Origin of the sequence: Streptococcus sp. KHUD_015 (assembly GCF_051106265.1) — a bacterium.
Lineage (GTDB): Bacteria > Bacillota > Bacilli > Lactobacillales > Streptococcaceae > Streptococcus.
This window is the reverse complement of the sequence record NZ_CP193665.1, coordinates 1,378,571-1,390,745: the sequence shown is the minus strand read 5'-3', so window position 1 is coordinate 1,390,745 and position 12,175 is coordinate 1,378,571. Positions and strand designations below refer to the sequence as shown.

The 12,175-nt window shown below is 39.6% G+C and carries 13 protein-coding genes and 1 pseudogene; 10 read left to right on the top strand and 4 right to left on the bottom strand.

The features are described 5' to 3' along the window. Positions 1–198 precede the first annotated feature (198 nt). On the bottom strand, positions 199–1,281 hold the full coding sequence (locus ACORHU_RS06465; RefSeq protein ID WP_153196248.1) for a DEAD/DEAH box helicase: 1,083 nt from the start codon (positions 1,279–1,281) through the stop codon (positions 199–201). After that, a complete protein-coding gene (locus tag ACORHU_RS06460; protein WP_153196250.1) occupies positions 1,259–2,254 on the bottom strand; it encodes a Gfo/Idh/MocA family protein in 996 nt (331 codons plus the stop codon). Before ACORHU_RS06460 ends, ACORHU_RS06465 begins: the two co-directional genes overlap by 23 nt. A gap of 153 nt (positions 2,255–2,407) precedes the next feature. Between ACORHU_RS06460 and ACORHU_RS06455 the strand changes: the two genes are divergently transcribed. The 5 genes from ACORHU_RS06455 (at position 2,408) to ACORHU_RS06435 (ending at position 5,090) form a co-directional block, all read left to right on the top strand. Next, positions 2,408–3,100, top strand: a complete 693-nt coding sequence (locus tag ACORHU_RS06455; RefSeq protein WP_414339151.1) for a YoaK family protein — start codon at positions 2,408–2,410, stop codon at positions 3,098–3,100. Positions 3,101–3,374: 274 nt separating this feature from the next. Next, positions 3,375–3,689 carry a 50S ribosomal protein L21 gene (gene rplU / locus ACORHU_RS06450; RefSeq protein ID WP_000109141.1) on the top strand — a complete coding sequence of 105 codons (315 nt, stop codon included), beginning with the start codon at positions 3,375–3,377 and terminating at the stop codon, positions 3,687–3,689. Between the two features lie 15 nt (positions 3,690–3,704). Beyond that, positions 3,705–4,049 carry a ribosomal-processing cysteine protease Prp gene (locus tag ACORHU_RS06445; protein ID WP_000613694.1) on the top strand — a complete coding sequence of 115 codons (345 nt, stop codon included), beginning with the start codon at positions 3,705–3,707 and terminating at the stop codon, positions 4,047–4,049. Positions 4,050–4,065: 16 nt separating this feature from the next. Continuing rightward, complete coding sequence (gene rpmA, locus ACORHU_RS06440; protein ID WP_000916509.1) at positions 4,066–4,359, top strand: 50S ribosomal protein L27; 294 nt, start codon at positions 4,066–4,068, stop codon at positions 4,357–4,359. A 314-nt stretch (positions 4,360–4,673) separates the two neighbouring features. Further along, positions 4,674–5,090, top strand: a complete 417-nt coding sequence (locus ACORHU_RS06435) for a DUF5301 domain-containing protein (RefSeq protein WP_434363956.1) — start codon at positions 4,674–4,676, stop codon at positions 5,088–5,090. Between the two features lie 194 nt (positions 5,091–5,284). On the opposite strand, the pseudogene ACORHU_RS06430 reads toward ACORHU_RS06435, so the two are convergent. Next, a pseudogene (locus tag ACORHU_RS06430) lies at positions 5,285–5,359 on the bottom strand (AraC family transcriptional regulator); the annotation flags it as partial. On the opposite strand from ACORHU_RS06430, the gene ACORHU_RS06425 reads away from it, so the two are divergent. The 4 genes from ACORHU_RS06425 to cbpE are packed head-to-tail and all read left to right on the top strand — an operon-like array spanning position 5,352 to position 9,481. Further along, positions 5,352–6,260 (top strand): LysR family transcriptional regulator, encoded by a 909-nt coding sequence (locus ACORHU_RS06425; RefSeq protein WP_001025691.1) that lies wholly within the window; start codon positions 5,352–5,354, stop codon positions 6,258–6,260. The pseudogene ACORHU_RS06430 and the gene ACORHU_RS06425 overlap by 8 nt on opposite strands. Then, the gene (gene lspA / locus ACORHU_RS06420; RefSeq protein WP_000745688.1) at positions 6,257–6,718 is read left to right on the top strand and encodes a signal peptidase II; all 462 of its coding nucleotides are present in this window, start codon (positions 6,257–6,259) and stop codon (positions 6,716–6,718) included. Before ACORHU_RS06425 ends, lspA begins: the two co-directional genes overlap by 4 nt. Continuing rightward, complete coding sequence (locus tag ACORHU_RS06415; protein ID WP_434363955.1) at positions 6,708–7,595, top strand: RluA family pseudouridine synthase; 888 nt, start codon at positions 6,708–6,710, stop codon at positions 7,593–7,595. The genes lspA and ACORHU_RS06415 overlap by 11 nt, the downstream gene beginning before the upstream one ends. 2 nt (positions 7,596–7,597) lie before the next feature. After that, the gene (cbpE, locus tag ACORHU_RS06410; RefSeq protein ID WP_434363953.1) at positions 7,598–9,481 is read left to right on the top strand and encodes a phosphorylcholine esterase CbpE; all 1,884 of its coding nucleotides are present in this window, start codon (positions 7,598–7,600) and stop codon (positions 9,479–9,481) included. A gap of 164 nt (positions 9,482–9,645) precedes the next feature. Here cbpE and gdhA read toward each other — a convergent pair whose 3' ends face one another. Further along, positions 9,646–10,992 (bottom strand): NADP-specific glutamate dehydrogenase, encoded by a 1,347-nt coding sequence (gdhA, locus tag ACORHU_RS06405; RefSeq protein WP_061088174.1) that lies wholly within the window; start codon positions 10,990–10,992, stop codon positions 9,646–9,648. Between the two features lie 228 nt (positions 10,993–11,220). Here gdhA and ACORHU_RS06400 point away from each other — a divergent pair, with 228 nt between their 5' ends. Then, positions 11,221–12,156: a dihydroorotate oxidase gene (locus ACORHU_RS06400; RefSeq protein ID WP_061088173.1), complete on the top strand. Its 936-nt coding sequence runs from the start codon at positions 11,221–11,223 to the stop codon at positions 12,154–12,156. Positions 12,157–12,175 lie beyond the last annotated feature (19 nt).

Sequence of the window (12,175 nt, the reverse complement as noted above, 5' to 3'; positions counted from 1 at the left end):
TTTTTATATGGTATAATAGAATAGTTGGAGAGTTTTTATATAGCTTTAAAAGGCTGATGTGAAACACCTTGTATTTTGCAAAAGAAAAATCTCTCGTTCAAATAAGAGTAATAGAAAAGTGAACTACATCCTCAAAGTTAGATTTTTTGTCTGACTTTGGGGATGCAGTTCATTTTTTACCAAGCCTCATTGAGGACTTTATTTGATATAGAGTTCTTGATTTTTCAAGACAATTTCACGTACGCTCGCAAATTTCTTGAGTTTTTTGATTTCTTCTGGATGAGTGACGAGAGTGATAACATAACCTTCCTTGCCCATACGGCCAGTACGGCCAGCACGGTGAGTGTAGGTTTCGCTATCTCTAGGAATATCAAAGTTTACGACGCATTCTAGGCTATCGATATCAATCCCACGAGCCAGAAGGTCAGTTGCAAGAAGCAGGGTTAGTTGCTTGTCTTTAAACTTTTCTAAGATGACTTTTCTAAATTTGACATTAACATCACTAGCGAGGGAAACAGCCAAGATATCCCGATACTGTAGTTTTTCTTCTGCACTTCCAAGGTCTGATAGGCTGTTAAAGAAGACAAGACCTCGGAAATCCTCTACATGAGACAGTTTTCGTAGCATATCCACACGATGGCGTTGCTCTACCTGCATGTAGAAATGTTGGATGTTGTCCAATTTTTGGTCAGAAAGATCAATGGTACGTGTGTTAGGCGCAATCTTTTCTTGGTCAAACTTGGTCGTCGCACTCATGTAGACGAGTTGGTGGTCACGCGGTGCGTAGTGAGTGATTTTCTCCACAAAGTGTATCTGAGAATCATCGAGCAATTGGTCAAATTCATCTAGAATGATGGTTTCCACATTCATCATCTTGATTTTTTTCAATTTAATTAGTTCAAAGATACGACCAGGGGTTCCAATCAGAATTTCTGGTCCTTTTTTTAGGCGTTCAATCTGGCGTTTCTGACTCGAACCCGATAAGAAGAGTTGGGCAGTTAAGCCGATGGCTTCAGCCCACGTTTTACATACATCAAAAATCTGTCCAGCCAGTTCTGTATTAGGCGCTAGAATCAAGAGTTGTTGGGCTTTTTTCTTTTGTAGTCTGAGAAGACTTGGTAGAAGGTAAGCTAGGGTTTTACCAGTTCCTGTTGGGCTCACCCCTAGGAGGTTTTCTCCAGCAAGAAGGGGCTCAAATAGTTGAGTTTGAATGGGAGTAAATTCTTGGAAACCGAGTTGATCACTCAATTTTTGCCATTCAGTCGGTAGTTTGGTTTTCATTTTCTGCCTCAAATCTAATGCCAGCAGTCTGGCGCATGGTATATAGTAGCTCATGAACAGAACTTGCATCATCCAGCCAAGTTTGGTAGAGATTCAGATCTGGTTGCTGGAGCATGTGTGCAAATGCAGCGACTTCCTCAGTCATCGTATGGGGAGCCTGTTGGATAGGGAGTTGAACTTGATTGCCTTGATGGTCGGTAAAAATAGCCGAGCGAACATGCTCAATCGTGTTGAGAGTCAAGGTTCCATCTGTCGTATAAATCTCGCAAGGAAGATTGGAAGTGATGTTTTTACCAGCTTTGATATGAACTTGAAAGTCAGGGTAGAAGAGGATGCCATCGCCATATAGGTCAATGCTATTGTTAAGCTGTTGAGCCTGATAAGTGGCGTTCTCAGCCTTTCCAAAGAGGCGAACGGCAGCGTAGAGAGGATAAATCCCCAAATCCATGAGGGCTCCACCAGCAAAACGCTCTGAAAAGACATTGGGCGTATGACCAGCCAACAAGTCAGGCATCTTTGAAGAATACTTGGCATAGTTGAAATCTGCTCCCAAAACTTGTTTGTCTGCTAAAAAGTTTTTGATAGTAGTAAAAGTTTTCTCATGGTAATTACGAGCTGCTTCGAAGATAAAACAGTGATTTTTCTTAGCTGTTTGAATCAAATCCAGCCATTCTTGTGGCTGAGTGACAGCTGGCTTTTCAAGAATGACGTGTTTACCTGCAGATAATGCAGTTTTTGCCTGAGCAAAATGCAAGGAGTTTGGGCTAGCAATATAGATCATATCAAAGGAGCTCTTGAAGAAGTCCTCTACTTGATCAAAGAGTTGGATATTCTGATAGCGAGAAGCAAAGGTTGTCGCAGTTTCTGGTTTTCTAGAATAGACTGCGACCAGCTGGTATTCTCTACTAGCATGGGCTGCTTCTATGAAGTGATGGCTGATAGCGCCTGTTCCGATGACACCTAATTTAAGCATAGATACTCCTTTTCCGATTTCAAATCCTTCTTTCATTATAACATAGATAGACGGGACTATCCAACAGAGGGTGAAAAATTTCAAATAAGCTACTAGGCCTTTTCCAAAGAAAGTGGTACAATAATGAGATGAGTAAATGAAATGGGAGGGAAAATGAGGTTACTACCTATAAGAAAAATATCACGTCAGTCTAAGAGGCTAGCGCTTTTTTTGACTTTTTGTGCAGGATATGTAGACGCCTATACTTTTATTGTGCGAGGGAATACTCTTGTAGCTGGACAAACTGGGAATGTAGTCTTTCTTTCAGTAGAATTAATCCAAAATAATGTTTCAGATGTTAGGGACAAGGTTCTCACCTTGCTAGCTTTTATGATGGGGGTCTTTTTATTAACTGTTTATAAGGAAAAATTGAGAATTGTGAAAAAGCCAATTTTGTCATTGCTTCCTTTAGCAATCTTATCAATCATTATTGGTTTTGTGCCCCAAACTGTAGATAATATCTATCTAGTGCCGCCCTTGGCCTTCTGTATGGGACTGGTTACAACCGCTTTTGGAGAAGTGTCGGGGATTGCTTATAATAATGCCTTTATGACGGGGAACATCAAACGGACCATGTTGGCTTTTGGAGATTATTTCCGGACCAAGCATACGCCCTTCCTGCGTGAAGCCTTGATTTTCGTTAGCCTACTTACCAGCTTTGTCCTTGGCGTTGTCTTTTCAGCGTATTTGACGATTTTCTATAATGAAAAGACTATTCTTGGTGTTCCTATTATGATGAGCATTTTTTACATCAGTATGCTTTCTGCCTCGTGGCGGAAAAAAGTAAAAGAAAAAGCTTCATTTTAGGTGTTATTACTTGTAAGAAAATAGGAGATATGCTATACTTGAAGAGTTGACTATGCACGTTCCTGTGCAACCGCACGAACATCGTTGCTCGTCGTATAACAAATTTAAACTTCGTCATTGTCGCCTTGCCTAACATAAGTTATGCCTTCGGCTCAATTCCTAGTTTATTCTTTGTTATACTTAGAGCTCTTCTTTTAAGTGGTTCGTCCCACGATGCTAGGCGAGTCTTCACAAAAAATTCGGGGAAACCCATAAAAATCATAGGAGGTGCATAATGAGCACATACGCAATTATCAAAACTGGCGGAAAACAAGTTAAAGTTGAAGTTGGTCAAGCAGTTTACGTTGAAAAATTGAACGTTGAAGCTGGTCAAGAAGTTACTTTTAACGAAGTTGTTCTTGTTGGTGGTGAAAACACTGTTGTCGGAACTCCACTTGTTGCTGGAGCTACTGTAGTTGGAACTGTTGAAAAACAAGGAAAACAAAAGAAAGTTGTTACTTACAAGTACAAACCTAAAAAAGGTAGCCACCGTAAACAAGGTCACCGTCAACCATATACTAAAGTTGTCATCAACGCAATCAACGCTTAATTTTAAGGAGAACACATGATACAAGCAGTCTTTGAGAGAGCCGAAGATGGCGAGCTGAGGAGTGCGGAAATTACTGGACACGCCGAGAGTGGCGAATACGGCTTTGATGTCGTGTGTGCATCGGTTTCTACGCTTGCCATTAACTTTATCAATTCTATTGAGAAATTTGCAGGCTATGAACCAATCCTAGAATTAAACGAAGATGAAGGTGGCTATCTGATGGTTGAAATTCCAAAAGATCTTCCTTCACACCAGAGAGAAATGACCCAGTTATTCTTTGAATCATTTTTCTTGGGTATGGCAAACTTATCGGAGAACTCTTCAGAGTTCGTCCAAACCAGAGTTATCACAGAAAACTAACACGGAGGAAAACATTATGTTAAAAATGACTCTTAACAACTTGCAACTTTTCGCCCACAAAAAAGGTGGAGGTTCTACATCAAACGGACGTGATTCACAAGCAAAACGTCTTGGTGCTAAAGCGGCTGACGGACAAACTGTAACAGGTGGATCAATCCTTTACCGTCAACGTGGTACACACATCTACCCAGGTGTAAACGTTGGTCGTGGTGGAGACGATACTTTGTTCGCTAAAGTTGAAGGCGTAGTACGCTTTGAACGTAAAGGACGCGATAAAAAACAAGTTTCTGTTTACCCAATCGCTAAATAAAAAGGTCCAGTGAACCTTTTTATCCCGAGCCTTGAAATGTAAAGGCGAGGAAGCTAGAAGTAGCATAAACTAAGGCTTTCTGAGTTTTCGGAGAGCCTGTTTTTTTGTTTTGGTACCCATATTCTAAAATCCTATGTAAGAAGCGAACTTATCGGCTACTTTATCTTTTAGATACAATCATAAAATAGTGGAATGTAAAACTTTTACAGTAATAAAGTTTATGAGGGAATAAGATATTGTAAAAATGGCTACGGTTTGATATTATAATTGTATTCGGGTAGGAAAGCAGGGATATGGAAAGGATGTGGACTTGTATGAAAAAAATTATCATAATGATAGTCTGTTCAATCTCTTTTCTTGTTTTATCTGCTTGTGTTAGTAAGAAAAAACTTATTCTTCCTGAACCTGAAACGGTCTCTGTAATTTCCTTGAAGAAAAAAATTTCTGAAGATGTTAAAACTATAAACAAGAGAGAAGAAATTTCAAAATTGATTAAGGAGATACAGAAACAGTCCAAATCTACAACTTTTGAGAGTTTCAATGATCAACCGACAAATGATAAAGATTACATCATTATCAAATTCACTCATCAGAATGAAGAAAATGATAGTGTAGCCTATTTATACACTATGAAAGAAAAACAGTTTATTGAACAACCTTATGTTGGGATTTGGGAAGTAAGTCCAGATATAGCTAATAGGATTGAAGAGTTTTTTCTAGTTGATTCATAGAGATAGAAGTAAAGTTTAGAGGGCTTTTTTCATAAATTTATATGAAATTGAATTTGTATCATCTTTTAAACGGTAAATCAACAAGATTTGCTGTTTTTATTTGCTTGAAATCAGATAAGGACTGAAAAAAGACATTATTCTAATTATTGGATTGGGATGTTAGAGTCTTCATTGAGTCTTGAAAATTTCCATACTTTTTTCCTTTTTGGAAAACTTCTAAAATATGGTATAATGAAAAGATAAAGAAGTTGGGGGTAGAAGATGAACATTCAACAATTACGCTATGTTGTGGCTATTGCCAATAGTGGTACTTTTCGTGAAGCGGCTGAAAAGATGTATGTTAGTCAGCCGAGTCTGTCCATTTCTGTTCGTGATTTGGAAAAAGAGTTGGGCTTTAAGATTTTCCGTCGGACCAGCTCAGGGACTTTCTTGACCCGTCGTGGTATGGAATTCTATGAAAAAGCGCAAGAATTGGTTAAAGGATTTGATATTTTTCAAAATCAGTATGCCAATCCTGAGGAAGAAAAGGATGAATTTTCCATTGCCAGTCAGCACTATGACTTCTTGCCACCAACTATTACGGCCTTTTCAGAGCGCTATCCTGATTACAAAAATTTCCGTATTTTCGAATCTACCACAGTTCAAATACTTGATGAAGTAGCTCAGGGGCACAGTGAGATTGGGATTATCTACCTCAACAATCAAAATAAAAAAGGGATCATGCAACGGGTTGAAAAGCTAGGCCTTGAGGTCATTGAGTTGATTCCCTTCCATACCCATATTTATCTTCGTGAGGGGCATCCTTTGGCTCAGAAAGAGGAATTGGTCATGGATGATTTAGCGGATTTACCAACGGTTCGTTTTACTCAAGAGAAAGACGAGTACCTTTATTATTCAGAGAACTTTGTCGATACCAGCGCTAGCTCACAGATGTTCAATGTGACAGACCGTGCTACTTTGAATGGTATTTTGGAGCGGACGGACGCCTATGCGACAGGTTCTGGATTTTTAGATAGTGACAGTGTTAATGGTATTACAGTTATTCGTCTCAAGGATAACCTAGATAATCGCATGGTCTATGTTAAACGTGAAGAAGTGGAGCTGAGTCAAGCTGGGACTCTCTTTGTAGAAGTCATGCAAGAATATTTTGATCAAAAGAGGAAATCATGAAAAAAAGAGGAATAGTGGCAGTCATTGTACTGCTTTTGATCGGGCTGGATCAGTTGGTAAAATCCTATATCGTCCAGCAAATTCCACTGGGTGAAGTGCGTTCTTGGATTCCCAATTTCGTTAGTTTGACATACCTGCAAAATCGAGGGGCAGCCTTCTCCATGTTACAAGACCAGCAGTGGTTATTTGCTATCATTACACTGGTCGTTATGGTAGGTGCCATTTGGTATCTACATAAACACATGGAGGACTCACTCTGGATGGTCTTGGGTTTGACCTTGATTATTGCAGGTGGTCTTGGAAACTTTATTGATAGGATCAGTCAGGGATTTGTTGTGGATATGTTCCACCTTGACTTTATCAATTTTGCAATTTTCAATGTGGCAGATAGCTATCTGACGGTTGGAGTGATTATTTTATTGATTGCAATGTTAAAAGAGGAAATAAATGGAAATTAAAATTGAAACTGGTGGCCTGCGTTTGGATAAGGCTTTGTCGGATTTGACAGAATTATCACGCAGTCTCGCGAATGAACAAATTAAATTAGGCCAGGTCTTGGTCAATGGTCAAGTCAAGAAAGCTAAATACACAGTTCAAGAAGGCGATGTCGTCACTTACCATGTGCCAGAACCAGAGGTTTTAGAGTATGTAGCTGAGAATCTTCCGCTAGAAATCATCTACCAAGATGAGGATGTCGCCGTCGTTAACAAACCTCAGGGGATGGTGGTGCATCCGAGTGCTGGTCATACCAGTGGAACCCTGGTAAATGCCCTCATGTATCATATTAAGGACTTGTCGGGTATCAATGGGGTTCTGCGTCCAGGAATTGTTCACCGAATTGATAAGGATACGTCAGGTCTTCTCATGATTGCTAAAAACGATGAGGCGCATCTAGCACTTGCCCAAGAACTCAAGGATAAAAAGTCTCTCCGCAAATATTGGGCGATTGTTCATGGAAATCTTCCAAATGATCGTGGTGTGATTGAAGCACCGATTGGCCGGAGTGAAAAAGACCGTAAGAAACAAGCTGTGACTGCGAAAGGGAAACCTGCAGTTACCCGTTTCCACGTTTTGGAACGTTTTGGTGATTATAGCTTAGTGGAGTTGCAGCTGGAGACAGGTCGCACCCATCAAATTCGTGTTCACATGGCTTATATTGGTCATCCAGTCGCTGGTGATGAGGTCTATGGTCCTCGCAAGACTTTGAAAGGGCATGGACAATTTCTTCATGCCAAGACTCTAGGTTTTACTCATCCGAGAACAGGTGAGACCTTGGAATTCACAGCAGATATCCCAGAGATTTTTAAAGAAACTTTGGAGAGATTAAGGAAGTAAGAATGAAAAAGAAATTGATTAGTTTAGCCCTTGCAAGCACTTTTTTAGGTTTGTCATGGTATGGTAATGTACAAGCTCAAGATAGTTCAGGAAATAAAATCCATTTTATTAATGTTCAAGAAGGAGGCAGTGATGCGATTATTCTTGAAAGCAATGGACATTTTGCCATGGTGGATACAGGAGAAGATTATGATTTCCCAGATGGAAGTGATTCTCGCTATCCATGGAGAGAAGGAATTGAAACGTCTTATAAGCATGTTCTAACAGACCGTGTCTTTCGTCGTTTGAAGGAATTGGGTGTCCAAAAGCTTGATTTTATTTTGGTTACTCATACCCATAGCGATCATATTGGAAATGTTGATGAATTACTGTCTACCTATCCAGTTGACCGAGTCTATCTTAAGAAATATAGTGATAATCGTATTACTAATTCTGAACGTCTATGGGATAATCTGTATGGCTATGATAAGGTTTTACAGACTGCTGCAGAAAAAGGTGTTTCAGTTATTCAAAACATCGCACAAGGGGATGCTCATTTTCAGTTTGGAGACATGGATATTCAGCTCTATAATTATGAAAATGAAACTGATTCGTCGGGTGAATTAAAGAAAATTTGGGATGACAATTCCAATTCCTTGATTAGCGTGGTAAAAGTCAATGGTAAGAAGATTTACCTTGGGGGCGACTTAGATAATGTTCATGGAGCAGAAGACAAGTATGGTCCTCTTATTGGAAAAGTTGATTTGATGAAGTTTAATCATCACCATGATACCAACAAATCAAATACCAAGGATTTCATCAGAAATTTGAGTCCGAGTTTGATTGTTCAAACTTCGGATAGTCTACCTTGGAAAAATGGTGTCGATAGTGAGTATGTTAATTGGCTCAAAGAACGAGGAATTGAGAGGATCAACGCAGCCAGCAAAGACTATGATGCAACAGTTTTTGATATTAGGCAAGATGGTTTAGTAAACATTTCAACATCTTACAAGCCGATTCCAAGTTTTCAAGCTGGTTGGCATAAGAGTGCATATGGGAACTGGTGGTATCAAGCGCCTGATTCTACAGGAGAGTACGCTGTCGGTTGGAATGAAATTAAGGGTGAATGGTATTACTTTAACCAAACGGGTATCTTATTACAGAATCAATGGAAAAAATGGAACAATCATTGGTTCTATTTGACAGACTCTGGTGCTTCCGCTAAAAACTGGAAGAAAATCGATGGAATCTGGTATTATTTCAACAAAGAAAATCAGATGGAGATTGGTTGGCTTAGTACTGGAGGACAGACCTATTATCTATCAAACGATGGCTCTATGAAGACAGATTGGCTTCAATATAAGGGTCAATGGTATTATTTTGCTCAATCAGGGGAAATGAAAACGGGCTGGGTAAAAGATAAAGAAACCTGGTACTATATGGATTCTACTGGTATCATGAAGACAGGTGAGATAGAAGTTTCTGGTCATCATTACTATCTAGAAGAATCAGGAGCTATGAAGCAAGGCTGGCTTAAAAAGGCAAATGCTTGGTACTTCTACAAGACAGACGGTTCACGAGCTGTGGGTTGGATCAAAGACAAGGATAAATGGTACTTCTTGAAAGAAAATGGTCAATTACTTGTGAACGGTAAGACACCAGAAGGTTATACTGTTGATTCAAGTGGTGCCTGGTTAGTGGATGTTCCGGTAGAGAAATCTGCTACAACTAGAGATACAAGTAACTCAGAAATAAAAGAATCGAAAGAAGTAGTGACAAAAGATCTTGAAAATAAAGAAACGAGTCAACATAAAAGTGGTACAAGTTCTTCAACTAGCCAAGATTTGACTCCATCAACTTCACAAAGTTCTGAAACGAGTGCAAACAAATCAGAATCAGAACAGTAGTAAACATTAGTATCTTAAAAACATGATTAAACCGCTATTCTTAGGAGTAGCGGTTTTTCTTTTTGTTCTAACAGGGACAAAAGGGGGCGAGTAAGTAATTTCCAACTATTTAACTCAACCTAAAAATCCCCAATCGTAGTGATTGAGGATTGAGCAAATAAATCTTAAACAATACCTTGGGCAATCATAGCGTTTGCTACATTTTCAAAGGCAGCAATATTAGCTCCTGCAAGGTAGTCTTTATCAAGACCATATGTTTCTGAAGTTGTCTTAGCTGTGTTGAAGATGTTTGTCATGATGTCTTTGAGACGTCCATCAACTTCTTCACGAGTCCATGAGAGGCGAAGACTGTTTTGGCTCATTTCAAGGGCTGAAACGGCTACACCACCAGCGTTGGCAGCTTTTGCAGGTCCGTAGAAGATACCATTTTCTTTGTAAACTTTGATGGCATCAAGGTCGCTTGGCATGTTAGCACCTTCAGATACACAGATAACTCCTTGAGCAACCAAGCGTTTAGCTGCTTCACCGTTGATTTCGTTTTGAGTAGCACATGGAAGAGCGATATCATAGTTACCAGCGTAAGTCCATACAGAACCTTCGTGGTAGCTTGCAGTTGCTTTTTCAGCAGCATACTCAGTCAAGCGAGCACGACGTTTTTCTTTAACATCTACTAAAAGATCGAAGTCGATTCCGTTTTCATCGATGACATAACCATTTGAGTCAGATACAGAGATAACCGTTGCACCAAGTTCAGTTGCTTTTTGAAGAGCATATTGAGCAACGTTACCAGAACCTGAAATAACCACTTTCTTACCAGCAAAGCTGTTACCGTTTGCTTTGAGCATTTCTTCAGTGTAGTAAACCAAACCGTAACCAGTTGCTTCTGGACGAATCAAGCTACCACCAAATCCAAGAGGTTTACCAGTCAAGACACCAGCATCAAATTGGTTAAGGCGTTTGTATTGACCATAAAGGTAACCAATTTCACGTCCACCAACACCGATATCACCAGCAGGTACGTCAAGTGATGGTCCGATGTGTTTTTGTAATTCAGTCATGAAGCTTTGGCAGAAGCGCATCACTTCAGCATCTGTTTTACCTTTAGGATCGAAGTCTGATCCACCTTTACCTCCACCGATTGGAAGTCCAGTCAAGACGTTTTTGAAGATTTGTTCAAATCCGAGGAATTTCAAAATCCCTTGGTTTACAGTTGGGTGGAAACGAAGTCCGCCTTTGTATGGTCCAACAGCTGAGTTGAATTGAACACGGTAACCACGGTTTACTTGAATGTTTCCATCACGGTCAACCCAAGGAACACGGAAAGAAATCACGCGTTCTGGCTCAGTGATACGTGCCAAGATATTTTCTTCGATATACTCAGGGTGTTTTTCAAATACAGGTTCCAAAGTATTGAAAAATTCTTCAACAGCTTGGAGGAATTCAGCCTCGTGCCCGTTACGAGCTTTTACAGTTTCAAACACGCTTTGGATATATTCTTTAGCAGATGTCATATCGTTCTCCTTAAATTCTAATTTAATTATGTGTGTCATTATAGCAGAATTTTTTTTAACTGTAAAGAGAAAAACAAAAATTTTCTAAAAATTCTATCAATTTAGTTTTAGGACTTTTTGAAAATCTATAAAAATACGAACGTTTTTCTTTGAAATATCTTTCTAAAAGAGAAATTGTGAAAATATGGTATAATATTAGCAATAAAAGGAATCTGGAGGATCAGAATCATGGTATCAACGAAAACACAAATTGCTGGTTTTGAGTTTGACAACTGCTTGATGAATGCAGCAGGTGTGGCTTGTATGACGATAGAAGAGCTAGAGGGGGTTAAAAACTCAGCGGCAGGAACCTTTGTCACTAAGACAGCGACCTTGGACTTTCGTCAGGGAAATCCTGAGCCACGCTATCAGGATGTTCCACTTGGTTCTATCAACTCTATGGGCTTACCGAATAATGGTTTAGACTACTATTTGGACTACCTTTTGGATTTACAGGAAAAAGAGCCAAACCGAACTTTCTTTTTATCTCTAGTCGGCATGTCTCCAGAGGAAACCCATACTATCTTGAAAAAAGTCCAAGAGAGTGAGTTTCGTGGTCTGACGGAGCTAAACCTCTCCTGCCCCAATGTTCCAGGTAAACCTCAGATTGCCTATGATTTTGAGACAACAGACCGGATTTTGACAGAAGTATTTGCCTACTTCACCAAACCTCTTGGAATTAAATTGCCACCATATTTTGATATTGTTCACTTTGACCAAGCGGCAACTATTTTTAACAAATATCCGCTCAAGTTTGTCAACTGCGTCAACTCTATCGGAAACGGCCTTTATATAGAAGATGAGTCTGTCGTTATCCGTCCTAAAAATGGTTTTGGGGGCATTGGTGGGGAGTATATTAAACCAACTGCTCTAGCTAATGTTCATGCCTTTTATCAACGCTTAAATCCTCAAATCCAAATCATCGGAACAGGTGGCGTTTTGACTGGTCGTGATGCCTTTGAACATATCCTCTGTGGAGCAAGTATGGTGCAGGTGGGAACCACCCTTCACAAAGAAGGAGTTGGTGCTTTTGACCGCATTACCAATGAACTGAAAGCAATCATGGCGGAAAAAGGGTACGAGAGCTTAGAAGATTTCCGTGGGAAATTGCGCTATATTGACTAAATTAAATCGAAAAATCAGA